This is a genomic window from Actinosynnema sp. NPDC020468, from assembly GCF_040642015.1.
Lineage (GTDB): Bacteria > Actinomycetota > Actinomycetes > Mycobacteriales > Pseudonocardiaceae > Actinosynnema.
The window spans coordinates 1-23,916 of record NZ_JBFAEO010000051.1 but is presented as its reverse complement, the minus strand read 5'-3'; the positions used below and the strand labels follow the sequence as shown (position 1 = coordinate 23,916).

Annotated in this window: 22 protein-coding genes; 10 read left to right on the top strand and 12 right to left on the bottom strand. The window is 72.9% G+C overall.

Annotated elements, in window-relative coordinates; all coding sequences use genetic code 11:
* Positions 1 to 16: 16 nt before the first annotated feature.
* Positions 17 to 496 carry a hypothetical protein gene (locus AB0G50_RS29230; protein WP_360114712.1) on the bottom strand — a complete coding sequence of 160 codons (480 nt, stop codon included), beginning with the start codon at positions 494 to 496 and terminating at the stop codon, positions 17 to 19.
* A gap of 295 nt (positions 497 to 791) precedes the next feature.
* Between AB0G50_RS29230 and AB0G50_RS29225 the strand changes: the two genes are divergently transcribed.
* A complete protein-coding gene (locus AB0G50_RS29225; RefSeq protein ID WP_360114710.1) occupies positions 792 to 1,484 on the top strand; it encodes a protein phosphatase 2C domain-containing protein in 693 nt (230 codons plus the stop codon).
* Here AB0G50_RS29225 and AB0G50_RS29220 read toward each other — a convergent pair.
* Positions 1,481 to 2,989, bottom strand: coding sequence for a PQQ-binding-like beta-propeller repeat protein (locus AB0G50_RS29220; RefSeq protein ID WP_360114707.1), 1,509 nt, complete (start codon positions 2,987 to 2,989; stop codon positions 1,481 to 1,483). The two genes, AB0G50_RS29225 and AB0G50_RS29220, sit on opposite strands and share 4 nt — an antisense overlap.
* 219 nt (positions 2,990 to 3,208) lie before the next feature.
* The gene (locus tag AB0G50_RS29215) at positions 3,209 to 3,532 is read right to left on the bottom strand and encodes a hypothetical protein (protein WP_360114704.1); all 324 of its coding nucleotides are present in this window, start codon (positions 3,530 to 3,532) and stop codon (positions 3,209 to 3,211) included.
* Positions 3,533 to 4,008: 476 nt separating this feature from the next.
* Here AB0G50_RS29215 and AB0G50_RS29210 point away from each other — a divergent pair, with 476 nt between their 5' ends.
* A complete protein-coding gene (locus AB0G50_RS29210) occupies positions 4,009 to 4,221 on the top strand; it encodes a hypothetical protein (RefSeq protein ID WP_360114701.1) in 213 nt (70 codons plus the stop codon).
* Between the two features lie 183 nt (positions 4,222 to 4,404).
* On the opposite strand, the gene AB0G50_RS29205 is transcribed toward AB0G50_RS29210, so the two are convergent.
* Entirely contained in the window at positions 4,405 to 5,067 is a 663-nt protein-coding gene (locus tag AB0G50_RS29205) for a response regulator transcription factor (protein WP_360114698.1), read from the bottom strand.
* Positions 5,064 to 6,176 (bottom strand): sensor histidine kinase, encoded by a 1,113-nt coding sequence (locus AB0G50_RS29200; protein ID WP_360114695.1) that lies wholly within the window; start codon positions 6,174 to 6,176, stop codon positions 5,064 to 5,066. The genes AB0G50_RS29205 and AB0G50_RS29200 overlap by 4 nt, the downstream gene beginning before the upstream one ends.
* 86 nt (positions 6,177 to 6,262) lie before the next feature.
* Between AB0G50_RS29200 and AB0G50_RS29195 the strand changes: the two genes are divergently transcribed.
* Entirely contained in the window at positions 6,263 to 7,672 is a 1,410-nt protein-coding gene (locus AB0G50_RS29195) for a serine hydrolase domain-containing protein (RefSeq protein ID WP_360114692.1), read from the top strand.
* A 217-nt stretch (positions 7,673 to 7,889) separates the two neighbouring features.
* Complete coding sequence (locus tag AB0G50_RS29190) at positions 7,890 to 9,080, top strand: hypothetical protein (RefSeq protein ID WP_360114689.1); 1,191 nt, start codon at positions 7,890 to 7,892, stop codon at positions 9,078 to 9,080.
* Here the strand turns inward: AB0G50_RS29190 and AB0G50_RS29185 are convergent.
* Complete coding sequence (locus AB0G50_RS29185) at positions 9,073 to 9,963, bottom strand: hypothetical protein (protein WP_360114686.1); 891 nt, start codon at positions 9,961 to 9,963, stop codon at positions 9,073 to 9,075. The two genes, AB0G50_RS29190 and AB0G50_RS29185, sit on opposite strands and share 8 nt — an antisense overlap.
* A 259-nt stretch (positions 9,964 to 10,222) precedes the next feature.
* Here AB0G50_RS29185 and AB0G50_RS29180 point away from each other — a divergent pair, with 259 nt between their 5' ends.
* Together AB0G50_RS29180 and AB0G50_RS29175 are read left to right on the top strand one after the other, a co-directional pair.
* Positions 10,223 to 12,097 (top strand): hypothetical protein, encoded by a 1,875-nt coding sequence (locus AB0G50_RS29180; protein WP_360114683.1) that lies wholly within the window; start codon positions 10,223 to 10,225, stop codon positions 12,095 to 12,097.
* 18 nt (positions 12,098 to 12,115) lie between these two features.
* Positions 12,116 to 13,747 (top strand): hypothetical protein, encoded by a 1,632-nt coding sequence (locus AB0G50_RS29175; protein WP_360114680.1) that lies wholly within the window; start codon positions 12,116 to 12,118, stop codon positions 13,745 to 13,747.
* A 3-nt stretch (positions 13,748 to 13,750) separates the two neighbouring features.
* Here AB0G50_RS29175 and AB0G50_RS29170 read toward each other — a convergent pair whose 3' ends face one another.
* The 4 genes from AB0G50_RS29170 to AB0G50_RS29155 all read right to left on the bottom strand — a co-directional run bounded on the left by AB0G50_RS29170 (position 13,751) and on the right by AB0G50_RS29155 (position 16,352).
* Complete coding sequence (locus AB0G50_RS29170; RefSeq protein WP_360114677.1) at positions 13,751 to 14,170, bottom strand: GtrA family protein; 420 nt, start codon at positions 14,168 to 14,170, stop codon at positions 13,751 to 13,753.
* Positions 14,171 to 14,276: 106 nt separating this feature from the next.
* Positions 14,277 to 14,852 (bottom strand): hypothetical protein, encoded by a 576-nt coding sequence (locus AB0G50_RS29165; protein ID WP_360114674.1) that lies wholly within the window; start codon positions 14,850 to 14,852, stop codon positions 14,277 to 14,279.
* Positions 14,849 to 15,655 (bottom strand): CHAP domain-containing protein, encoded by an 807-nt coding sequence (locus AB0G50_RS29160; protein WP_360114671.1) that lies wholly within the window; start codon positions 15,653 to 15,655, stop codon positions 14,849 to 14,851. The genes AB0G50_RS29165 and AB0G50_RS29160 overlap by 4 nt, the downstream gene beginning before the upstream one ends.
* A gap of 22 nt (positions 15,656 to 15,677) precedes the next feature.
* Positions 15,678 to 16,352 carry a hypothetical protein gene (locus AB0G50_RS29155; RefSeq protein WP_360114668.1) on the bottom strand — a complete coding sequence of 225 codons (675 nt, stop codon included), beginning with the start codon at positions 16,350 to 16,352 and terminating at the stop codon, positions 15,678 to 15,680.
* 218 nt (positions 16,353 to 16,570) lie between these two features.
* On the opposite strand from AB0G50_RS29155, the gene AB0G50_RS29150 reads away from it, so the two are divergent.
* Both AB0G50_RS29150 and ligD read left to right on the top strand, forming a co-directional pair.
* Complete coding sequence (locus tag AB0G50_RS29150; protein ID WP_360114665.1) at positions 16,571 to 17,374, top strand: helix-turn-helix transcriptional regulator; 804 nt, start codon at positions 16,571 to 16,573, stop codon at positions 17,372 to 17,374.
* Positions 17,375 to 17,485: 111 nt separating this feature from the next.
* Positions 17,486 to 18,409, top strand: coding sequence for a non-homologous end-joining DNA ligase (gene ligD / locus AB0G50_RS29145; protein WP_360114662.1), 924 nt, complete (start codon positions 17,486 to 17,488; stop codon positions 18,407 to 18,409).
* Here the strand turns inward: ligD and AB0G50_RS29140 are convergent.
* Together AB0G50_RS29140 and AB0G50_RS29135 are read right to left on the bottom strand one after the other, a co-directional pair.
* Complete coding sequence (locus AB0G50_RS29140) at positions 18,406 to 20,541, bottom strand: MMPL family transporter (RefSeq protein ID WP_360114659.1); 2,136 nt, start codon at positions 20,539 to 20,541, stop codon at positions 18,406 to 18,408. The genes ligD and AB0G50_RS29140 overlap by 4 nt on opposite strands.
* A gap of 114 nt (positions 20,542 to 20,655) precedes the next feature.
* Complete coding sequence (locus tag AB0G50_RS29135) at positions 20,656 to 21,408, bottom strand: class I SAM-dependent methyltransferase (protein ID WP_360114656.1); 753 nt, start codon at positions 21,406 to 21,408, stop codon at positions 20,656 to 20,658.
* 243 nt (positions 21,409 to 21,651) lie between these two features.
* Between AB0G50_RS29135 and AB0G50_RS29130 the strand changes: the two genes are divergently transcribed.
* On the top strand, positions 21,652 to 22,296 hold the full coding sequence (locus AB0G50_RS29130) for a biliverdin-producing heme oxygenase (protein ID WP_360114653.1): 645 nt from the start codon (positions 21,652 to 21,654) through the stop codon (positions 22,294 to 22,296).
* A gap of 180 nt (positions 22,297 to 22,476) precedes the next feature.
* Positions 22,477 to 23,808: an HtaA domain-containing protein gene (locus AB0G50_RS29125; protein WP_360114650.1), complete on the top strand. Its 1,332-nt coding sequence runs from the start codon at positions 22,477 to 22,479 to the stop codon at positions 23,806 to 23,808.
* Positions 23,809 to 23,916: the final 108 nt, after the last annotated feature.

Genomic DNA, 23,916 nt, shown 5'->3' with positions numbered 1-23,916 from the left:
GGGCTCGCCGCCCGGCTCAGCCCGCGTTGGGCAGCGGTTCCTGGAAGAGCACGCCCGGGATCGCGGGTCGCGGGCGGTCGACGCGCTCGATGACCGCGGTCTGCTCGGCCGGCTGCTCCACGCGGTGCGTGAACGGCTGGTCGAACGCCCGCTCGGAGTGCTGCTCCACGACGCGCTCGATGACCAGCGTCTGCTCGGCGGGCTCGGGCTCCGCGGGCTCCTCGCGCACGACCGGCTTCGGCGGCGCGGTGAGGTGCTGCTGGGCGCGGGTGATCCACAACAGCCACATGGCCTCGTCGCGGTGGCCCCGGAACTCCGCCTTGAGCCCCGACAGCGCGCCCCTGACCCTGGCCGCGAGCACCGGGTCGACGCACACCGCGGCCCAGACCGCCCGCGAGTCGCCGTCACCGGCCTTGACCAGCAGTCGGACCTGCTCGGTCAAGCCTCGCGCGTCCAACCCGGCCCACGCCGCCGCGATCCTCTGCCCCTTGGTCACGCCGCCATCCTCTCCCACCCGTGCCCGTGTACCACGTCGGACACGGGTTCGACACGGGGTGGTCCCCATCTCGTTTCCCACCGGTGAACGGCGGGAAACCCCCGACTTCCGCACAGCGGCCGTCCACCCTGGACGATACGGAACAACCCGCCGGAAGCGACGCGCGACGGCGGAAATCACCGGGCAATCGTCATGACGGCCGTTCTGCGGGACCACTTGACATGCTACCCGTGACCATCCCCGTCTTCGAGGTCCGCGGCACGGGAGTTCCCGCGTCGGCTGCCACAATTCCGGGATGGGCGTGACGGTTTCCGCTGCGGCGGGCAGTGCGGTGGGGCGGCGGTACGCCGAGAACTACGACGTGGTGCACCTCGGGCTCGAGCCGCTGGTGGCGGTCGTCGCGGACGGGATGGGCGACGGGCTCGGCAGCAGGCGGGCCGGGCGCACGGCGGTGGACGCGTTCGTCGCCCGCTGTCCGTCCACTGTGGACGGTGTGGCCGAGGCGCAGCGGCTCGTCGGCGCCATCGGCGGGGAACTCGGGATGTTGGCCGGCTGCACGTTGACCGCGCTCATCCAAGTGCTGCAAGGGTTTCGGATCGTCCACATCGGAGACTCGCGGGTGTACCGGCTGCGCCGCGGGCTGCTGGAGCTGCTGACGGTCGACCACACCATGGCGTGGCTCGGCGCGGTGCACGGCTGGTACCCGTTCGACTCGCCGCAGGCCGCCTCCGCGCGGTACCACCTGACCCGCTACGTCGGTCACCCCGACCGGCCCGAGCCGGACGTGCTGGAGGTGGTCCCGGCGGTGGGCGACGTGTTCCTGCTGTGCACCGACGGCGTCGCGGAACAGGTGTCCTACCAGCGGTTGCACGACGTCCTGGGCAGCGGCGCGGCGCCGCGCCGGATGGTGGACGAGCTGCTCGCGTCCGCCGACGAGGGCGGCCTCGACAACGCGACGGCCCTCGTCGTGCGGTTCGACCGGGCCTAGCGGGCCAGTCCGACCACCGGCAGCACGACGCCGTCGGTCCCGAACCCGGTCACCACGACCGCGCCCGGCGTCGCCGCGACCTGCGCGACCACGCCGTGCTCCCGCTCCAGTTCCGGCACCCTGGTCCCGGTGGTCGTGCCGTCGACCCCGTCCGTGCGCACCTCGAGGCGCTCCCCGTCGTGGCACACGCGCAGCAGCGTGCGCGTCCCGGTGGCGGCGGTGTTGAAGATCTTGCAGTCGTCCTGGACGTCCCGCACCACGCCGGACACCGGGTCGATCAGCCGGATCGGGTCCCGGAGGTTCTCCGACCTCGGCACCACGATCGGCAGCGCGCCGACGTCGAGGCGGTACATGCCGGGATAGGACGCCTCGGTCACCTTGCCGGTGAGGGTGTCGAGCACGGCGGTGTCGCCCACGCCCGGCGGCCGGTCGCCGGACCGCTCGACCAGCACCGCGCCGCCGGTCGGGGTGGCCTTGGCCCGGGTGCTCGGCCGCCGCGGGAGGTCCAGTCCCGGCGCGAACGGCGTCAGGGTGCTCCACACGACGTCGCCGGTGTCCTCGGAGAGCCCGACCAGGCCGTCGCGGTCGGTGCATCCGGGGCGCACTACGGCGACCGTGCGTCCGACGCCGGCCAGGTCGGCGGTGCGGCAGCCCTCCACCGAGTCCCGCCGCCACCGGACGTCCCCGCTCACCACGTCGTACGCGGTCACGGTGCCGGCCTCGGCCTCGATCAGGGATCGGGTGCCGGCCCACAGCCGGGGCGAGCGGACCGGCCGTTGGAACCGCACCGCGCCGGTGTCCGCGTCGAGCACGACCACCAGGGTGTTCTCGTCGTTCGCGGCGCCGCGGAACGCGACCACCAGCGTCCGCAGGTCCGCCGACGTCCGCACGTCCGCGACGTCCGCGCCCGACCGCGCGTAGGTCCACTCGGCGCGGCCGTCGACCACCCCGGTGATCACGCCCCACGTGGTCACCACGGCGACCCCGTGCCCGGCGGGGACCAGCCGCAGCACCCGTCCCGGCGGCTGCCACGTCCACCGGCGGTCGCCCGGCGTCTCGGCGACCGGCGCGGCCGGTTCCGCCCAGGCTTCCCGCACGTGCGAGCGCACGGCCGCGTGGTCGGCGAGCGCGGGCGCGACCAGGGCCAGTCCGACGACCGGCACGACGGCGAGCGCGCCGAGCGCGGTGGGGCGCCACGTCGTGCCCCACCACCCCGCTCCGACGGCCACCGCGAGCGCGCCGACCGCGAGCACCGGCACGTCCGGCGCCGGCAGGCCGTGGCCCACGTCGACGACGAGCGCGATGCCGACACCGACCAGGACGGCGCCGCCGCACAGCACCGCGGCGGCCCGGAACCCGGCGCGCGCGAGCGCAACGGCGGCCGCCAGCCCGGCCACCCAGACCGCGAGGGGGATGTCGAGACCCTCCGGTCGCGGGTGTGCCACGGGCAGGAACAACGAGACCAGGGCGCACCCGGCGCCGGCGAGCATCACGTAGCGCAGCATCACCGGTTGCGACGCCGAGAACGGGCCGGCCGTTCCGCGGAATGGGCGGCGCGCGGCCGCAACCATTACGGACCAACGCCATTGCTCCGTTGGGCTGACGTTGCCCGCCGAAGCCGTCGGAATGCGGAAGAGTTGCGAGCGAGGTGTGCGTGGAAAGGCATCCGGAGTAACACCCGAAGGCGGTTCGACCGATGTTCCGAGTTGAACCGGGGTGCTGCGCTAGAACCGCCGGCTTTCGCCGCCGCGGTACCGGCCGACACCGACCAGAGAGGTGGAGATGACGCCCAGCGCCAGGTTCAGCGCCGTGCCGTCGATGCCGAGCGCGGTGGTCGTGAGCAGGCCGGTCAACGTCACGAACAACGCGACGACCAGCGCGATCGTGGGCATTCCGGGTGAACCGAGCCGTTCCCGGCGGACCAACGGCTCGTCCACCGACTCGAGGTCCTCGAGGATTTCCCGCCGGTGCCTGCCGGTCCGCCGCCGTTCGGTCGCCGGTTCCACTTCGGACGCACGGGGTTCGTCGTCGCCCCCGCGCAGTCGCACGAACATCCCGCGCGCCGACGCGCCCGGCCGCGGCCGCGGGAATCCGGTGTGCCGCCCGTCGACCCGGTGTCGCGCGGATTCGGGGGAACGTCGCCGGTCGCGCGCGGAGTGCGGACGGGGAGGTAAGCCGTTCACTGGTTCTCCTTGTTGCACACGACCGCGTTCGGCCGTGCGGGATGAAGAGGTGTCCACTCTAGCCGGCAAGTGCGTGGGATATGCCAGTGAAAGACGCATCTTTCCCACACGAAACACACCATTGGAGCAACACGACGACTACGCCGAACAGTCCCGGAAAAAGGCGTACGAGCGTCCGGTGATGCCTGCCCGGATGTCATACTGATCATGGAAGGCGCCCGGGACCCGGTCACACCCGGTGGACGCCTGCTCACCTGGAGGAGGAGGACCGCGTGCCGACCCGCGCAGCAGGTGGAGCAGATCGCAGAGGCAAGCCCAACCCGGAGGAAGCGGGCCAACCGGTGGCGGACAAGCCGACCCGGCTCAGCGTCAACATCAGCCCGGCGACCGAGGAAGCCCTCCAGATGATCGTCGACCGCGAGGGCGTCACGGTCACCGAGGCACTACGCCGCCTGGTGGGCTACGGAAGGGTCCTCTACGAGGCGACCGCCGTGGACGGCGACGAACTCCTGATCCGCCGCGGCGACCAGACGGAACGCATCATCATCCTCTGACAGCGTTGTCGAGCGTATGTGTCGCATGTGCACATTATGCGCCCAATGTGCGCATTGAAAGTCGTACCTCACGCACCGGTCACTCCAATGGACCGGCCCGATGTAGCTCGGGATAATCGGGCCACGAGCCGACACGACCACTGGTCCGCGTGGAAATTCCGCTCACCGTCGTGGCGGCCCTGATCACCGCTCGGGGGCCGGGGAGCCGGCCAGACCTGCCTCGTAGCCCGCGATCACCAGGTGGACCCGGTCGCGGGCGGGGAGTTTGGTGAGCAGGTGGGTGATGTGGGTTTTCACCGTGTGGCGGCTTACCTGGAGGGTGTCGGCGATTTCCGCGTTCGACAAGCCCTTTGTGATGAGGGTGAGGACCTCGCGTTCGCGGGTGGTGAGGGTGGGTAGGGGGCGGGGTGGGCGGTGGGTGTGGCGGAAGTCGGTGATCAGTCTGCGGGTCGCGGTGGGGGACAGGAGGGCTTCGCCGGTGGCGATGGTGTGGACTGCTTGCAGGAGTTGGGTGGGTGGGGCGTCTTTGAGCAGGAAGCCGCTTGCGCCTGCGTGCAGGGCGTTGCGGACCGCTTCGTCCAGGTCGAAGGTCGTGAGGATCAGGACCTTCGGCGGGGTTGGCAGGGCGGTGAGGTGGGCGGTGGCCGAGATGCCGTCCTCGTCGGGCATGCGGACGTCCATCAGGACCACGTCCGGGCGGTGTTCCGCGGCACGGGTTCGGGCTTCGCGGCCGGTGGCCGCCTCGGCCACGACCCGCACGCCCGGATCGGCGTCGAGCAGGGTTCGGATGGTGGCGCGGTAGCGGGGGTCGTCGTCGGCCAGGAGCACGCGGGTCGGTGCGGTCACGGGTTCGGCTCGGGAGTGAAGGGAAGTCGGGCTTCCACGGTGTAGCCGCCGGAGGGGTGGAGTCCGAAGTGGACGGTGCCGCCGTGCAGGGACGCGCGCTCCCGCATGCCCAGTTGGCCGTGGCCCGGAGTACCGGGCGCGGTGGGGTGGCCCTCGTCGGTCACGGTCACGGTGAGGAGGCCGGGGCGGGTGGTGGTGGTCAGGTGGCAGCGGGGTGGGTGGGCGTGGCGGCGGACGTTGGTCAGGGCTTCCTGGGCTATCCGGTAGGCCGCGACGCGGATCGGTGGTGGCACGGTGGTCAGGTCGGCGGCGGTCACCTCCACCTGCACGCCGGCCTCGCGGGCGTCGTGCACCAGGCGGTCCAGGTCGATCGGGGCGGACGGTTCGCGCACCGCGTCCAGGACGGTGCGGACGTCGTCCAGGGCGGCGCGGCCGACCTGTTCGATGGTGCGCAGGGCGGCGTCGCGGTCGTCCGGGGCGCCGGTCGCCAGGTGGGTGGCGACGGCGGCTTTCATGGTGATCAGGCTCAGGTTGTGGCCCACCACGTCGTGGATGTCCCTGGCCATGCGCAGGCGTTCCTCGGCCACGGCGCGGGCGGTGCGGAGGTCGGCCAGCTCGGCGGCACGTCGGCGGCGGGCGCGGATCGTCGTTGCCACCAGCCAGGTTCCGGTGAGCACGACGGTGCTGAACAGCAACGCGGACAACGGTGTGGTGGCGAAGGACTCCTCGTTCGGCCGGGTGGGGATCAGGGGCAGCGCCGGCACGGCGACCACCAGCAGGCCGGCCGCCGCGATGCCCGCCAGCGCCGCGATCGTCGGGCGGATCCCGGTGCCGGGCGACGACGTCACCACCGGGTAGAGGGCCAGGGCGGTGGCCAGGGCGACCGCGTCGGTGCCGGTGCCGATCACGACGCCGAGCGCGCCCACCGACACCACGGCGGTGAGCACCGCCGCCGGATGTCGTTGTGGGGCAAGGGGAAGACCCACGAAGGGCAGGGCGAGGAGGATTGCGAACAGCCACCCGGACGCGTCCGGGCGCGGTGCGCGCAACGCCGCGTACAGCGCGACGGCGAGGGCCGTCGTCGTGCCGTGCCACCGGAAGCGGGTCATGGGGGAACGGTAGGGGGTGGGAGGGTCGGGGTACATCGGACCGCGGTCCGATGCCCGGAGCCGGACGCGGGTCCGACACTGCGGTGGTGATCACCACGATGCTCACCGCGCTGCTCCTCGTCGCACCCGTCGCGCCGGCCGCCGCGGTCACGGCCGCCGACGTCGACGCCGTGGTCGAGCGGTACCGGGCGGAGGTGGTGGTGCCGGGCGTGGCGGTCGCCGTCACGCGAGGCGGCACGGTCGTGCGCACGGCCGGGTACGGAGTCACGGGCGACGGCGAGCCGGTGACCGACCGGACCACGATGGCGGTCGGGTCGGTCGGCAAGTCGTTCACCGCGTTGGCCGTGCTCAAGCTGGTCGAGGACGGTCGGCTCGGCCTGGACGACCGGGTGCGCGACCGGCTCCCCGAGTTCACCACGGCCGACCCGCGTTCCGCCGCGATCACCGTGCGGCAGTTGCTCGCCCAGACCTCGGGCCTGGCCGACACCGGGTTCCGCGCGTTCAGCGGGCCGCAGCCGACCGACCTGCGGGGCGCGGTGGCGGCGATGCGCGACGCCCGGCTCGTCGCCGACCCCGGCACGGCCTGGCACTACCACAACCCGAACTACCAGGTCGCGGCCCGGTTGGTGGAGGTGGTCGCGGGCCGGCCGTTCGCGACCTACCTGCGGGAGGTCGTGCTCGGGCCGCTGGGGATGACCGACAGCCGTGCCGTGGACCGCGAGTACGAACTGCCGCCCAGCGCGCGCGGGCACGTCGAGGTCCTGGGGACGGCGTTCGCGGCGCCGGAACCGGCCGGGTTCGGCGGTGGGTCGGGCGGGGTGCTGAGCTCGGCGCGCGACCTCGCGTCCTGGCTGATCGCGCACCGCGACGGACGTGGTCCCGACGGCACCGCGATCGTCTCGCCGGCCACCGTCGCGCTCGCGCACACCGAGGTGGCGGACGGTTACGCGCTCGGCTGGTTCGCGCACCGCACGCCGTCCGGCGCGCGCCTGGTCGACCACGGCGGCGACCTGTTCACCGCCACCGCCTACCAGGCGTTGCTGCCCGACTCCGGGTACGGCGTCGCGGTGCTGGCCAACACCGGCCTCCAGTACCGGGCCGCGCAGTCCGTCGGGGACCGGTTGATCGCCCTGCTCGAAGGCCGCACGTCGCCGCCGCCGTCCGACCCGACGCCGCTGGTCGACGGGGTGCTGCTGGCATTGACGGCGGCGGTCGTCGTGCCGGTGGCGCGCGGTGTGCGACGGGCCCGGAGGTGGGTGGTCGGTCGCCGGGTGCCGGTGGTCCGCCTGCTCCCGCTGCTGCTGCCCGCCGTGCTGCTCGGCACGGTGCACCGGGTGGTCGGCCACCTCTACCGCGGCCGGGACGTGGCGTGGCGGCAGATCCCGTACCTGTACCCGACGTTCACCGTGCTGCTCGGGACGACCGCGCTCGGGTGCGCGGTGGTGCTCGTGGCCCGGGTGGTGGCACTGGGTCGTCGGAGGTTCTCCGAAGAGTGAACATTCGAAAGGGAATCAAACCCTGAGTAGAGTTTCGGCCGTATTAGGGCGGGCGCATTAGCCTGTTCCGCAGGTCGGGACGTATTCGCACCTGCGCGGATCCGGGAAGTCCGCCGACGGGTGGTCATCGCCTTTTCGGCCTAGTCGCAACTGTGCGACCGCCTCCGGAAAGGTGTACTCATTGTCGAATTACTTCACTTCGTGCCACGCTGCGGCCATGAGTACCCGACCGGTCCCGGCGGGGAAGTGGTTACCGGCCCCCGACGTACCGGGTGTTCCCGAGGAACGTCGTCGGGAAGGTGCCCACCTCCCCCGTCCGCTGCCCTCCGACCTCGACCTGCCGGCCGCCACCTACCGGCTGGCCGCCGAGACCGAGCACGTGCTCGGTCGGCTGGACGAGGCCGCGTCCCGGTTCGCGCCCGGCCGCGCGCTGGTCCGGGCCACGCAGTTGCGCGACGCCCACGCGTCCCTCTCGCTGGCCGGCTCGGACCTCGGGTTGATCGAGGCGCTGGCGTCGGACCTCCTCGCCTCCCAGCAGGAGCAGACCTCCGCCCGGACCGGGCACGCCAACCTGCTCAAACCGCACGTCGACGCGTGCGAGCACGGGCTCGCGCACGTCCGCAAGGGGTGGCCGGTCGGCATCGACGTGGTGGCGCAGATGTGCGGCATCGCGACCGGGCGGCCCGGCGCCGGGCGCGCGGAACTGCTGCGCGAGGGCGTGGGGTGGCTCGGGCGCGACCCGGCCGACGCCTACCTGCTCACCCCGCCCGGCGCGCACCTGGTGGCCGGGCTCGAGCAGTGGTCCATCTCCGCGCGGGACGCCACCGACCAACCCCGGATCGTGAAACTGGCCCTGCTGCACTACCAACTCGAGGTGCTGCAACCGTTCCCGACGGCCAACGGCTACGTCGCGCGCCGGTACTCGATGCTGGGCCTGGTGGAGTGCGGGCTGCTGCGCGACCAGTACCTGCCGCTGTCGGTGGCGCTGGACGACGGGTTGGACGAGTACCGGCGGCAGGTCCGGGCGATGGTCGACACCCGGTTGCCGCACCGGTGGGTCGAGTTCTACGCCGAGGGCGTGCGGGACCAGGCGTGCTCGCAGCTGGCGCTGGTCACCTCGTTGGCGCGCAAGCGGGAGGAGTTCGCGGAGCTGCTGCGCCAGGGCGGTGTGGTGGCGAAGGTGGCCGCCGACCTGACCGCGTTGCCGGTGGTCAACAACCGGGCGATCCAGGAGCGGTACGGCGTCACCAAGAAGTTCGCCACCCTCGTGACCCGGCGGCTGGTCGACGTCGGCATCCTGTCCAGCTGGGAATCCCGGGACTACAGCCGGGTTTTCGTCTGCTACCCGGTGCTGGACCTGCTCACCATGCACGCCGCCGCGCACGCGCAGCCCGACCGGCTCACGTGACGTCCAGGTGCGGGCCTACGGGTTCCACCACCGGTGTCACCGGCGGTGGCAGATCGCCCACCACGTCGAGCAACGCGCGCGTCCGATCGGCCCGCGAGCCCGACAACCCCTCCGCGGCCCGGCGGAACTGCCGGCGCGCGGCCGACTGCTGCCCGGCGGCCCACAGCGCCCGACCCCACAGCTCCCGGTTCGCCGCCACCAGGTCCGCCGGCGCGTCCGGGACCTCGCGGTACGCCCGGTCCGCGCGGTCCGCGTAGTCGGCCGCGGCGTCCGGCCGGCCCGTCTCCAGCATGAGACTTCCCAGGTACGCCAACGAGCCCGCCGCGCCGAGCCGGTGGTCCTGGCGCAGGTGGACCTTGAGGTACTGGTCCGCGCAGTCGATCACCCGGTTCGTCCGGCCCCGGTCCCGGAACAGCGCCGTCAACCAGCGCAGCGCGTCCAGCAGCGCGCGCGGCTCGCCGAGCCGGTCCCTGATCTCCCACTCCCGCATGGCTTCCAGCTCCGCGCTGCGGAACGCGCCCCGCGCCCGGAACACGCCGGCACTGCGCCGGAACGCCTCGGCCAGCGCCGCGGACCCCGGTAAGTGCCCGGCCAGCACCACGCCCCGGTCGCGCAACCGCAGGCACCACGCCTCGTCCGCGTCCGGCGGCACGACCGCCCACAGGTGCCCGAGCAGCACGGCGGCACCCTCGCCCTCGCCCGCCCGCTCCACCGCGACGGCCACCGCGTCCAGCCGGTGCGCGAACCACGGCCACACCGCGGCGGGCCCGGTGAACGGGTGCGGACCCGGTGGCGCGTCGACGGCGTGCCCGAGCGCGCGCCGGGCGTGGAGCAGGAGGCGCAGCAGGTCGTCCGGCCCGATACCGTCCTCCGCGTCGCCCACCCGCACCCTCTCCCGAAGCGCTCGTCCGGCCGTCCGGCGCGCCGGCCACCGGGGTGATCATCCCCCGACGACGGCGGCGAGTGAAGCCCACCCGCCCGTCGCTCAACCGGTCGGCGAATGTATTCCCCCAGTTATTCCGCAGCACGAAGGAATAGGCACCCGTTAATTCACTCGAACGGCCCACGGGATCGCCTCGTCGTTTGTCTGCGGTCCACACCCCGGTAATGGCACGCTACGCCGAGGAGATGAAGGGGGTGCCGTGGCCCATCCGCTCTTCGGTCGCGCGACGGAGCGCAAACTCGTCCGCCGGTTGTTGGTCCGCCCCGACGACGGGGTGACGCCCAGGCTGCCGGTCCTGGTCCTGGAATCGGGTTCGTCCGGTGGCCGGACGGCGCTGCTCGGCCAACTCGCCACCGGCTGGGCGGGCAAGCTGCCGTGCTCCTACGTCGACGTCGCGGCCGTGGAGCGGGAACTCGGCGAGCGCGCGGTGCCCCAACTGCTCGCGGCCATCGCCGCGCAGCTGGCGCGCCGGTCGGGCCGGTACGGCTCGCTGCGGTTCGACCGGCTGGTGATCGGCCTGGAGGTCATGCGCCTCGACCTCGGCGACGTGGACCCGGCGACGCAGCGCGGCAAGATCGAGACCTTGCTCGACCGGCGGCGCGACCTCGGCACGCTCAAGCGGGTGCTCGGCGACGTGGCGCAGGAGGTGCTGAACCTGGTGCCCAGCCCCGTGCCGGCGCCCGCGAGCCTCACCGGCGCGCTGGTCGGCGCGGGTGTGGACAGCCTGGGCGGGCGGCTGCTCAGCCGGGACGCGACGGGTCGGGCCCGGGCGTGGTGGGGTCACCAGGACCAGGACGACGCGTTGGACCCCGTGGCACGGCTGACCGATCTCAACTGGGCCCGGACCAACCCGACGCTGGCGCAGCCCGACGCCCAGGTCGACGCGCCGTTGTGCGCCGCCTTCGTGGCCGACCTGCGGGACGACTTCCGGCCCGGCGGCCGGCGCGACGAGTACCCGATGCACTGCCTCCTGCTGCTGGACAACGCGGACTGCGCGCTCGGCCGGACGTTCCTGGACCACCTGGTCGCCGCGCGCGAGCCCGTCGACGGCGCGGACCTGCCCGAGGCGCCGCTGGTCGTCGTGGCCGCCAGCACCGGCGTGCTGCTGGACGGGTTGGTGCCCACCGAGCGCGAGCGGGTGGTCGACGTGGCGCAGGTGCGCGACGTGACACCCGGCGCTCCGGCGCGGTGGGCCCGCCGCGTGCTGCCCGCGTTGACCGAGGTGGACCTGGCGAGCATGGCGGACGGCCGGCTCGACAACTACCACAGGGCCAACCCGGTTGCCGGCCTGCACCTGATGACCGCCGGGCACCCCGGCGCGCTCGCGGTGCTGCTGAAGGCGGTCGAGGCCCGCAGGCCGGCCGACGTCGAGCCGGAAACGCTGCTGAGCCTGGACGACGGCGCCGTCGAGGCCGATCTCGTCGACCGGCTGCTGCCGGACGTGACGAACGAGGACCTGGAGGTGCTCGTCACCTGCTCGGCCGCGCGCGACCGGGCCGAGGGGCTGCGCCGGTTCCGGCAGCTCGTCGGCGCGAAAGCCGTTCCGCCCCGGGCGCTCTGGGCTCCCGGCACGCACCGGACGCTGATCCGGGCGCTGCTGCTGCGCCGGCTCGCCGCGCGCGGGGAGGACCACCCGTGGAGCCGCAACGCCGCGCACGCCGCCCTGGTGTCCGCGCCCCGAGCGCCCATCGGACCGAAGCGCGGCGCGGACCTGCACCACATGCTCGCCATGGGGTGGTTCGTGGACGTGGTGAACGAACTGGTCTTCGCGCTGAAGGCGGTGCCGCTGGCGGAGTGGTTGGCGATCGCCCAGGTGGTGGTGACCGCGCCGCGCAAGGACCTGTCCGACCAGACCTGCGGCTCGTTCCTGGAGCCGCTCGTGCTGCGCTGGCAGAAGGTGTCGGACCCGCTGGTCGAGGGCGACGCGCGCAGCGCGCTGCACGACCGGGTCGCCGCCGGCCTGATCGAGGTGGCCAACCACGTGGACGACACGTGCGTCGAACTGCTGGACCTGGTGGCCTACCACCAGAACGAGGCCCGGCGCTGGCGCCGTCCGATCAACCGCCACCACTAGAACCCGGGGGACACCTTGGTGGACAAGGACTTCTCGACGCCCGTCACCTCGGCGGGGACGAGGCGCCGGCGCCGCAGGCTCGCGGTGCTGGTCGCGGTCGTCGTGCTGGTGGCGGGTGGCGCCGGGTGGTGGGCGGTGCGGCACTTCGCGGAGGCGGCGACCCACTGCGCCGGGGTGGACTCCGCCTCCGGTACCGGCTACGAGCTGCTGCGCGGCCCCGACGGCGAGTGCCTCGGTTGGACGGTCGACCTGGACCACGCGTTCGGCACGACCGACGCCGCGGCGGCGGACGTCGTGCACCGGATCGTCGAGGCCAACCGCGAGGTCGCGAAGTCGAAGAACTACGTGCGGCTGGCCGTGATGATGCCGATGAAGGCGGACGATTCGTCCAAATTGGACGGAGCGTCGCTGCGGCACGCGTTGCAGGGCGCGCTGACCGCCCAGCGCGCGGTGAACCACGGTCCCCGGCACGGCGACCAGGCGCTCGGGGTCCAGCTGGTGCTCGCGAACATCGGCGTCGACCAGCAGTCGTGGGCACCGGTGGTGGCGCGGTTGGGCGCGCTGAAGTCCGGCGAGCACCCGCTGGTCGCGGTGACCGGTCTCGGGGTGAGCGTGCCGGAAACCCGTGCCGCGGCGGACAAGTTGTACGACGACTGGGGCATCCCGAGCATGGGCGCGGTGCTCTCCGCGGACGACATGACGACGCGCTCGACCGCGCCGGACAGTCGCGCGCCCGGGTTGTTCAAGACCTCGCCGTCGAACCACGACTACGCCAAGGCGCTGGAGGCCGAGTTCGCCCGGCTCGGCCTCGGGAGCGGTTTCCTGGTCCGGGACCGCAACGACGACAACTTCGTCAAGAGCCTCGGCAACGCGTTCATCGACGTGTTCGGCGGGTTCGACCTGCGGCGGCGGCAGGTGTCGTTCACCGGCAGCACCACCGACACCGACCAGACCGCGAACCTGTTCACCCCGGCGGTCGACGCGATCTCGCGGGAGAAGCCCGCGGTGGTGCTGTACGCGGGCCGGGACGCCGACCTGCCGACGTTCGTGCGCCGGCTCGGCAGCCGCACCCGCGAGCGCAGCGACCCGAACCTGGTGCTGGCGACCGGGATGACGGGGCTGATCGTGCTGGACCAGCCGGACCCGACCGGGAAGTTGTTGAGTGCGGCGGACCTGGCCGAGGCGGGGGTGACGCTGCTGGCCGCGTCCTCGACCGACGTCGCCGCCTGGGAGCAGGGCGTCCGCCGGCCGTCGGGCTACCCGGAGTTCCGCGCGCTGTTCACCGGCGAGTTCGGCTTCCCGGTGACCGACATGCTCGACGGGTACGCGGTGATGCACTACGACGCCGTGGCGGTGACCGCGGAGGCGGCGCGCAAGTCGTACTCGGAGACCAACCGGCTGCCGTCGCCGCAGGACGTGCGCAACAACCTGTACTCGTTCGGCGAGAACCCGCCCCTGATCGGCGCGTCCGGCTCCTACCGCTGGGTGGAGGAGCCGCGCAACGACGCCTGGCCGGTGGGCAAGATCGTGCCGATCCTGACGTACCCGCGCGGCGCGCCGCAGCAGGACGACTACCGGACCGACTGCCACCTGTTGCGCAACCCGGACAACCTGGACGACTACGAGAGCCTGCCGTGCTACCCGAAGTAGCCCTCAGCGGCCGAATACCCAGTGCCGCATCAGCACGAACCGCGCCGACCCGGCCACGGCACTGGCCACGACGAGTACCAGCACCTCGCCGGCGGCGCTCCCGCTGCCGACCAGGTCCACCGCGCCGGTGGTGATCGCCAGTCCCAGCACGGTCACCACCAGGCTCTTGGCGTGCCGGCGCACCCCGACCGGGCCGGTGACCCGGAACGTCACGCGGCCGTTGGCGCTGGTGCCCGCGATGGTGGTGAGCACGGTCGCCAGCACGTTGGCCACGACGACCGGCAGCACCGTCCGGAACGCCAGGTAGAGCAGCAGGAACACGCCGGTGTTGACCACACCGACCGCCGCGAACCGCACCAGGTCGCGGGACACCGCCGGCAGTGCGAGCCGGGGGAACGTGGGGCGGGGCGCGAGGACGACCATGGCCCAAGGGTGCGCCCCGAACCTCGCCCCGGGCTGTGCCTTCCCTGTGCGGGTCCTGTGCGTCCGGCCCGGAACCCCGCGCGGGGTTCCGGGCCGGGTCACGCGGTCACTTCGTGGTGACGAACCTCGCCCAGTCCGGGTGGCTGCTCCACGTGCCGTCGACCTTGACGAGGTTCGGCAGCCGCACGTTCTTGCTCTTCCCGGGCTTCTTCTGGTGGTGCACGGTGAACGTGATCGCCAGGCTGATCGACCGCAGTGACATCGGGGCGACCGCGAGCAGCGGGACGTTCGGCGTCTTCTGGGTCAGCTTCGCGACGCCCTTGTAGTGCGCCGTCGCCGACGTCCTGCTGTTGTTGCCCACGTGGTCGAGCCGGATGTCCAGGCCCTGCAACACCCACCCCACGTTGTCGCCCGTGGCGTTGCTCGACGGCGCGCTGACGCCGGTGTCCCAGGAACCGGGGTGCTCGTCCCCGCACGGCCGCACCCGGAACGGCACCGCGGCGATCCGGTCGCCGCCGCTCTCGATGTAGGTGAAGAGCATGACGTCCTTGCAGGACAGGGCGGACGCCGCGGCGACGGGCCGGGTGTCGACGGTCTGCGGTCGGTCGACGGCGAACGTGCCGACGCCTACCAGGGCGGCGACCGCCAGTGCGGCGCCGAGCAGTTTCGCGGTGTGCTTCATGGTGTTTCTCCTTCGGTTGCGCCGCGGAACGCGGGTGCTTCGGGTTCGGGCAGGACGATCTCGATCGGCGCCTCGGGCGTCGTCGGGGTCGCGGTCTTCTTCGGGGTGGGTTCGGCGGTCTTCCCGCCGGTCCCGGACTTGGCGGGCTTCTCGGCCTTCGTCGGCACGGGTGCGGCGAACCCGCTGACCCGCACGTCTCCCGGCCGTTTGTCCTCGAGGAGCGAGACCTGCTCGCCGCCGGCTCCGCTGTTGCCGGAAATGGCGCTGAAGGTGCCGTGCTCCAGGTCGACTTCCGTGACGACGCCGACGTGGTCGTTGTCGGGATTCCCGTCGTCGAGCCGGTAGCCCACGACGTCACCGGGCTTGACGCCCTTGAGGCTCGTGCCCTTGCGCCAGGTGTGGTGTCCCCGGCCGTAGCCGCGGAAGCTCGCGGCGAGCGAGTTCACGCCGGACGTTTTCGCGCCCGCCTCGTCCCACACGTACCGGGCGAAGTCGGCGCACCATTCCTGTGCGCGCATGCCGTTGCCGCACGGCGTGCCACGACCGGCTTTCCCGCTGTAGTAGTTGCAGTTCTTCGTCGCGCCCTTCTCGCTGTTGTGCGACTTGTCCTTCAGCTCGGCCTTCGCGGCGGCGACGATCCGGTCCCGCAGGGCTTGGTCGGCGGGGTCCGGCTTCTTTGCCGCGACCAGGTGGACGGTGGGGAGGGCGGTGTCGTGGGCGAGGTTCGCGCCGAGGACGGCGATGCCCAGTGCCGCCGCGATCAGGACCGCGGCGCGGCCCCACCGACTGGCGATGGTGATCAAGGAAGGTCCCTTCGGTGGTCGTTCAGCTGTGGATCCGGATGTGCGGACCGGTCTCCTGGCCGGGTGAGGAGGGCTCGACGGGCGTGCGGACGGTCGTCCCGGTCGTCGTTCGGGTCGTCGTCCGGGCCGGGGGTTCGGGCTCGGGTGCGGACAGGTCGTCCGGGACGCCGTACGTGCTGGTCAGGGCGTTGGCGGGGGAGGGGTCCGGTGCCGTGGCGAGGTGGACCTCCGCCGGCGCGTCGTCGGCTTCGGGCGCGGGCTCGGGCCGCGGCTCGACGGGCCGGGTCACGAGCTCGACCACGACCGGCGGCTCCAGGCGCACCGCGGGCACGGGCTCGGTCGCGTCGTCCTCGTCGGTCGGCGCCGGCGTCTCGTCCGCGCCGTCGTCCACGACCGGTCGCGCGGTCACGTCCTCCCGGACCTCGGGCTCCGCCACCTCGACGTCGGGGGTTTCGGCGTCCGGGACCTCGACCTCCGGGACCTCGACCTCCGGGACCTCGAACTCGGGGGTCTCGTCGTCCGGCGCCTCCGGCAGGGGCGCGTGGGTGCCCTGGTCGGAGGCACCCGGCGCGGTGTCGTTTCCCAGGTGGGCGCCCAGCAGGAAGGCGCCCACGAGCAGCAGGAGGAACGCGGCCGTCAGCGCCCAGCGGGATTCGGGCGAGGCGCTTCGTCCGGCGGGACGTGATCGGCGTGGCATCGGGTGTCTCCTCGGTCGGTGCCGGAGTGCGTTGCGATGACGACGCAATCCGTCCGAAGAGGTGTCCGACAACGGTCCGGGGGTGTCCCGTACGCGTCCCGTACGTCCGACCCCCGTCCCACCCGAAAACCGGTGCGGGCCCACTCGCCCGCTGCCATCCTGGGTGCCGCCGATCGGCAATCCGGCATCGAGCCGTCCACGACCGGGGGACATGGGAATTGGACAAGGAATCCTGGTGGAATCCGCCTGCCACCGCGGACCCGGCCGAGTTCGTCCGGGCGATGCGCGACCTGCGCCACCGACTCGGCCTGAGCTACCGCGTCCTGGAGCGCCGCGCGACGGCGGTGGGCGAGGTCCTGCCCACGTCCACGCTGAACACGGCCCTGACCCGCGACACCCTGCCGACCGAGCAGGTCCTGGTCGCCTTCCTCCGGGCCTGCGGCGCGGACCAGGCCACCGTCACCGCCTGGACCACCGCCCGCGACGCGCCGGGCGCGGACCCGTCACCGACACCCGATCCGGTTCCGGAGCCGACCCCGGTGCCCGAACCCGCTCGGGAAGCCGCGGTCGTCCCGCCACCGCCCCGGACGTCCACTCGCCGCCGACTCGCCCTCGTCGTCCCGGCGGCCGCGGTCCTGGTCCTGTCCGCGGTGCTGATCGCCTCCACCCCCGGCACCGTCCCGGACACCCCGCCGACCAGCGCGGACGCCGTCCCCCGCACCCCGGACCCGACTGCCGCCGCCGTGCCCACCACCGCGCCCGCCGAGGCCGCCGGCAACCAGGTCCCGCCCGCGCCGACGGCGTCCGCACCCACCACGTCCACCGCGCCGGACGTCCCGACCACCACCCCCGCGGCGACCACCACACCGGAGCCGACGCCGACCTGGCCGCAGCCGCAGATCTACACCCCGCCGCCCACCGGCACCGCGCCCACGACCACGACCGTCGGTGGCGGCGCGACACGGCCGGCACCGGGCGGTTCGACCTGCAACCCCGCGGCACACGAGATCTGCTCCGGCTGAACCGGGCGTGCGCGGGCGTCGTGCGCGTCGCAGACTGGCGGACCAGACCGTCCACTCGGGACGGACCGACCGCGCGGGGTGGTGCCGGTGTTCCCCGATCCGGTACGCCCGATGCTCGCGACGCCGGGGCCGTTGCCCTCCGGCGCGGGGTGGGCGTACGAGTTCAAGTGGGACGGGGTGCGGTTGGTCGTCTACGTGCGGGGTGGTGCGGTTCGGGCGTTGACGCGCAACGACATCGACGTGACCGGTGCGTACCCGGAGTTGGGGGTGCTGGCCGGGGCGTTGGGCGGCCGTGACGCGGTGCTCGACGGGGAGGTCGTCGCGGTGGACGCCGGTGGGAGGCCGGATTTCGCCCGGCTCCAGTCGCGGATGCACGTGCGGGAGCCGGGTGAGGCGCTCCGGGCGGCGGTTCCGGTCGCGTACTACGTGTTCGACCTGCTGCACCTCGGGACTCCGCTGCTCGCGCTGCCCTACGCCGAGCGGCGCGCCCGGTTGGCGGGGTGCGGGCTGACCGGGCACCGGGAGGTGCTCGTGCCGCCGCACTTCACCGGGGTCGACGGTCGGGACGTGTTGGGCGCCGCGGTCGAGCACGGGTTGGAGGGCGTGGTCGCGAAGCGGGTGGACTCCCGGTACGAACCGGGTCGGCGTTCCGCGGCGTGGGTCAAGGTGCCGTTGCTGCACACCCGCGAGGTGCTGATCGGTGGTTGGCGGCCGGGGGAGGGGCGGCGGGCCGGCACGATCGGCTCGCTGCTGCTGGGGGTGCCGACGCCGGACGGCCTGCACTACGCGGGCAAGGTGGGCACCGGGTTCACCCACGCCGCCCTGATCACGCTGCACGACCTCCTGCGCCCGCTGGAACAGCCGCGTTCCCCGTTCGCGTCCGCCGTACCGCCCCGCGAGGCCGCCCACGCGCACTGGACCGCCCCGCTGCTGGTGGCCGAGGTGGAGTTCCGCACCCGGACGCCCGAGGGTCGGCTGCGGCACGCCTCCTGGCGGGGACTGCGGCCCGACCGCACCCCGGACGACATCGGCTAGGCCCGCGCGCCGACGGCGGCCTTCTCCAGCGCCGAACCCTCGACGTCGAGCACCGGCAGCCAGGTCAGCCAACGGGGCAGCCACCAGGCGTGCCGGCCGAGCAGCGCCAGGGCGGCGGGCACCAGGACCATGCGGACGACGAAGGCGTCCACCAGGATGCCGACGGCCAGGGCGAACGCGATCGACTTGATGGTGGCCTCGCCGGTCGGCACGAAGGCCGCGAACACCGAGAACATGATCAGCGCGGCGGCGACCACGACGGGCGCGGCCTGGCGGAAGCCGGTGGTGATGGCGGTCAGCGGCGGGGCGCCGTGGCTGTGCGCCTCGTGCATGCGGGACACCAGGAACACCTGGTAGTCCATCGCCAGGCCGAACAGGATGCCGATCACGATGATCGGGGTGAGGCTGATCAGCGGGCCGCTGCCGTCGGAGTTGACCGCGGCGGCCAGCCAGCCCCACTGGAACACGGCCACGGTCGCGCCCAGGGACGTGCCGATGGTCAGCAGGAACCCCAGCACGCCCACCAGCGGCACGAGCAGCGAGCGGAACACCAGGACCAGCAGCACCAGGGCCAGACCCACGACCACCGCCAGGTACACCGGCAGCGCGAGGTTCAGGGTCGCGGCCACGTCGACGCTCACCGCCGTGGCGCCGGTGACGTAGGTGGTCGCGCCGGCGAGCCCGGCCAGCCGGTCGCGCAGGTCGACCACCAGCTTGTCGGTGTCGGCGCTCGCCGGGTCGGACTTCGGGATCACGGTGAGCAGCGCCGCCGTGCCCGCCTGGTTCGGGGTGGGTTGCGTGACCAGGGCGACGTCACCCACCCCCTCGATGGTGGAGATCGTCGCGGCGGCGGTCGTGGCGGCGTTCGCGCCCTCGAACAGGACCAGCAGCGGGCCGTTGAAACCGGGGCCGAACGCGTCGGCGAGGAGTTTCTCCGCGCGGGCCTGGGTGGAGCCCTCCACGGGCCGCGGCACGAGCGTGGTCTCCATGGAGGCCACCGGGATCGAGATGACGCCCAGCGCGATCACCGCCAGCAGCAGCGCCACCACCCGCTGCCCGGTCACCGCGCCGACCCAGCCGCGGAAGAACCCGCGTTCGCGCGTCGTGCCGTCCCTTCGCCCACGCGGGAGCGCGCGGCGGCCGACGAAACCCAGGACGGCCGGCACCAGCGTGACCGCGATGAGCACGGCGACCACGATCGTGAGGGCCGCGGCGATTCCCATCTGGGTGAGGAACGGGATTCCGGCCACGGAGAGTCCGGCCAGCGCGATGACCACCGTGAGCCCGGCGGTGACCACGGCCGACCCCGCGGTGCCCACGGCCGTGCCGATCGCGACCCCGACCTCCGCGCCGCCCCGGAGTTCCTGCCGGAAGCGGTTGATGATGAACAGGGCGTAGTCGATGCCCACGGCCAGCCCGAGCATGGTGGCCAGGATCGGCGTGGTGGCCTGCAACTCCATGAACCCGGTCGCGATCGTGACGCCCAGCGCGCCGATCGCCACCCCGACCACCGCGGTCAGCAGGTTCATCCCGGCGGTGACGAGCGAGCCGTAGGTCAGCGCCAGGATCGCCAGCGCGATGACCACGCCCAACCCCTCGACCACGCCCCCGATGCCCGGCGTGTTCTGGGTCGCCTCGCCGGACGCCTCCACGGTGAGGCCGCCGGCGCGCGCGTCGTCCATGACGGAGGCGAGCGAGTCCTTCTGCGCCGTCGTGACGTTGCCGGGCGTGGCGGTGTAGGTGACGGTGCTGTAGGCGGTGGTCTTCCCGGCGTCGACCGCGGGGGTTTTCGGGGCGAGCGGGTCGGTCGCCGAGGTGACACCGTCCATTGTGGCCAGTGCGCCGACCAGCTTCGCGACCTTCGCGGCGTTGTCGGGCGAGGTGATCAGCTGCCCGTCCGGCGCCTTCACCACGACCCGCGCGGTCGCGCCGCCACCGGACCCGAACTCGGACTTGATCCGGTCCAGCGCGATCGTGGACTCCTGGCCGGGGATGGAGAACGAGTTCTGCGTGCTCCCGGCCAGCGTTACCGCGCCGACCGCCGTGCCGATGAGAACCACCAGCCACACCAGGACGACGACCCTCCGGTGCCGCTGCGCGCCGAACCCGAGTCGGTAGAGCAGGCGAGCCATGGGAATCAGACCTCCACCCGGGTGGATTCCGACGACAGGGGGTTCGCCCCAGCGTGACCGAGCCCCTCGGTCCTCGCCGCCACGAACCCCCGACGCCACCCGGTCGTGGGTCGGTCAGCCCGCCTTGACCGCCTCGATCAGGTACCGGGTGGTGGTCGCGGTGAACGGCCCGTCCCGCTCGATCCGCTCGTGCAGCGCGCGCAACCGCGGCAGGTACCGCGCGACGCCGAAGTCGGGCACCATCCAGATCACCTTGCGCAGGAAGTAGACCACCGCGCCCACGTCGCGGAACTCGGTGTACAGCGACTCGGCCCGCAGGTCCACCACGCGCAACCCCGCCGCCTCCGCCGCCGCGCGGGCCTGCTCGGGCCGCCGCCGGTCGCGCGCCTCCGGCTGCGGGCCCAGGAAGTACTCGTACAACTCGGCGACGCTCGCCGGACCGACGTGCTGGGAGTAGTAGGCGCCACCGGGCCGCAACACCCGAGCGATCTCGTCCCACCGCGTCCGCACCGGGTGCCGGCTCACGACGAGGTCGAACACCCCGTCGGCACAGGGCAACTCGTCCCCCGCTGCCACCACCTGCACCCCGCGCGGCCCCAACCGCGCGGCGGCCCTGGTCACGTTCGGCGCCCACGACTCGGTGGCCACCATCACCGCCGGCAGCACCTCCGCCTCGGCCAACACCTCCCCACCCCCGGTCTGCACGTCCAGAGCCGCGCTCACACCGGCCAACCGCGCCGCCATCCCCCGCGCGTACCCCCAGGACGGCCGCTGCTCGACGGCCCGCCCGTCCAACCAGGAGAAGTCCCACCCGTCCACCGACACCGAGTCCGCCTCGGCCACCAGGTCCTCGAACGATCGCGCCACGCACCCACTGTGACAGGGCACCCCCCGATCCCTCGATCGGTTTACCGGCGCGTGGATGTCGTGGGCATGACTACCCAGCGTGGCGACCTCGGTGCTGCTCCGTTCGCGCACTCACCAGCGCAACACGGGTGCCTCCCGAAGCTTGATCACACACCGTATTCGGACAGTGCGGGAAATCGGGCTGGTTTCACTCAAGCGGGTGACCTAGGTTTTAGGTTAGGCAACCCTATTGAATGGTGGGCGATGACTGCGGTGGACGAGGGGTTCGCGGCACGGTTGCGGCTCGGGACGCGGGCCGAGCACGAGCGGGCCGAGCGGTCGGTGTTCGTGGAGGCGCTGCTGGAAGGGCGGCTCGGGCGGGACGCGTACGCCGGGTTGCTCGGGCAGAGCCACCTGTTCTACGACGTGCTGGAGAACGCCGGCGAGTCCTGGCGGGGTGATCCGGTGGTCGGCGGGTTCGTCGACGACGGGCTGCTGCGGCGGGACGCGCTGGCGGCGGACCTGGCGTACCTGCTCGGTGCCGGGTGGCGGGAGCAGGTCGAGGCGCTGCCCGCCACGCGGGCCTACGTCGACCGGCTGGCCGAGGTGTGCTTCACCAGTCGGGCCGCGTTCGTCGCGCACCACTACACGCGGTACCTCGGCGACCTGTCCGGCGGGCAGATCATCCGGCGGCGGATGCGCGAGGTCTACGGGTTCGAGGACGACGGCGTGCGCTTCTACGTGTTCGACGCGGTCGCCAAGCCCAAGCCGTTCCGGGACCACTACCGCGCGCTGCTCGACGGTGCCCCGTGGACCGAGGACGACCGCGACCTCCTGGTCGAGGAGGCGAACCTCGCGTTCCGGTTGAACCGCGCGGTTTTCACAGATCTGTCCACTGTGTACTGCTAGGTGCACGTTGCGTGACAAGGGTTTCGCATCGGCGGGACCCTTGTTCCACCCTGCCCGGAATCCACAGTGGACGGTGTGTCGGGCGTCGCTCTTGCCAAGTGATCCTCCTGCTAATTAGGTTAGCTTTACCTAATCAGGACCGGATGGGGGTCGCGGTCCAATGCAGGAGGAAAACGCACCATGACAAGACCACAAGCGGCCAGGGCGGTCGCCGTCGGCGCGGCGGCCGTGCTCGCCGTCTCCGTGCTCGGCGCCCCGTCCGCGTCGGCGGCCACCTCGTCCGTCACCGACGCGACGTTCGTGTGGGGCCTCAGCGGGTACGCCCAGGTCGGCGTGTTCGGCGCCTGGACGTTCAAGGACCTGACCGGCAACGCCTCGGTGCTCACCGGGACGACGTCCGGCGGCTCCCAGACCGAGTACGTCGTCGGCCCGGTGCCGGCCACCTCGATGCCCGTGTCCTCGCCGCAGAAGACCCCCAACGCGGTGAAGTTCACCGGCGGCACCGGCACCGTCGACCCGGCCACCGGCGCGGGCAGGCTGTCGTTCACCGGCAGCTACACCGTCAACGCCTACCCGGCCCAGTTCAAGGCGCCCAACGAGGTCTACAAGAACCCGGAGGTGACGGTCGCGGCCGACGGCTCCGGCACGCTGACCGCCGAGTTCAGCCTCGGCGCGGGCGTCGACGTCTCCGGCAACCCGACCCAGGCGCAGGACTTCGGCCGGCTCACGCTGGTCACCTACGACGCCGGCTCGCTGAGCGGCCTGAGCGCCACCGGCTACCGGGTCACCCCGGACTACCAGGGCGTGGAGATCACCCCGACCGACGGCACGGCGCAGGTCCGCAGCTGCCCGGCCGGCACCGGCTGGTGGGGCTCGTGGTCCCCGCAGTTCGTCAACACCGTGCCGTCCTCGATCCGGCCGCACTTCTACTCCACCGGCTGCGGCGGCACCCAGGACTACAAGCCGCCGCTGCCCTTCGACGTGCACTACACCGCCGCCACCACGCCGGAGGTGCCGCAGCAGCCGTCCTCCGACGAGCAGGACGTCCGCGTGACGGTGCCGGAGAAGGTCGAGCCGGGCCAGTTCGTCTGGACGATCGACGGCACCAACGGCCTGGTCGACCTCGGCACCGCGACCGCCGCCGGTGACCACTACACCGCCACCGGCCGGATCAACCCGGTCCGGGTGACCGACACCCGCGCGGGCAAGCCCTCGTGGTCGGTGTCGGCCCAGGTCAGCGACTTCTCCGCGGCCGGGAAGTCGTTCGACGGCAAGTACCTCGGCTGGACGCCCGCCGCCACCGAGAACACCGGTGGCGCGGTCGCGGGCGCCGCGGTGGCGTCGGGCTTCGACAGCGGCACCGGCCTCAAGCAGCCGGCGACGCTGGGCAGCGCCGCGCTCGACCATGCGTCCGGTTCCGTGCTGCTGGGCGCGAACCTCGAGCTGAAGGTGCCGGCGAGCGTGGGTGCGGGGACCTACGACGCGACCCTCACCCTCACCGCGCTGAGCTGATCCCCAGGTCGTGGGGGGGGGCGGGGACGGCGCCCCCCCCCCCCCCCCGAGCCCCCGCCGCCCCCACCAGAACCCGCCCCCCCGCCCCCCCCCGCCCCCCCCCCCAGA

What these genes read in the sequence shown, in the direction of transcription:
- AB0G50_RS29225 (WP_360114710.1), top strand. Translation starts at nt 792, where the DNA reads ATGGGCGTGACGGTTTCCGCTGCGGCGGGCAGTGCGGTGGGGCGGCGG.
- AB0G50_RS29220 (WP_360114707.1), bottom strand. Translation starts at nt 2,989, where the DNA reads ATGCTGCGCTACGTGATGCTCGCCGGCGCCGGGTGCGCCCTGGTCTCG.
- AB0G50_RS29200 (WP_360114695.1), bottom strand. Translation starts at nt 6,176, where the DNA reads ATGACCCGCTTCCGGTGGCACGGCACGACGACGGCCCTCGCCGTCGCG.
- AB0G50_RS29190 (WP_360114689.1), top strand. Translation starts at nt 7,890, where the DNA reads ATGAGTACCCGACCGGTCCCGGCGGGGAAGTGGTTACCGGCCCCCGAC.
- AB0G50_RS29170 (WP_360114677.1), bottom strand. Translation starts at nt 14,170, where the DNA reads ATGGTCGTCCTCGCGCCCCGCCCCACGTTCCCCCGGCTCGCACTGCCG.
- AB0G50_RS29165 (WP_360114674.1), bottom strand. Translation starts at nt 14,852, where the DNA reads ATGAAGCACACCGCGAAACTGCTCGGCGCCGCACTGGCGGTCGCCGCC.
- AB0G50_RS29155 (WP_360114668.1), bottom strand. Translation starts at nt 16,352, where the DNA reads ATGCCACGCCGATCACGTCCCGCCGGACGAAGCGCCTCGCCCGAATCC.
- ligD (WP_360114662.1), top strand. Translation starts at nt 17,486, where the DNA reads ATGCTCGCGACGCCGGGGCCGTTGCCCTCCGGCGCGGGGTGGGCGTAC.
- AB0G50_RS29140 (WP_360114659.1), bottom strand. Translation starts at nt 20,541, where the DNA reads ATGGCTCGCCTGCTCTACCGACTCGGGTTCGGCGCGCAGCGGCACCGG.
- AB0G50_RS29130 (WP_360114653.1), top strand. Translation starts at nt 21,652, where the DNA reads ATGACTGCGGTGGACGAGGGGTTCGCGGCACGGTTGCGGCTCGGGACG.
- AB0G50_RS29125 (WP_360114650.1), top strand. Translation starts at nt 22,477, where the DNA reads ATGACAAGACCACAAGCGGCCAGGGCGGTCGCCGTCGGCGCGGCGGCC.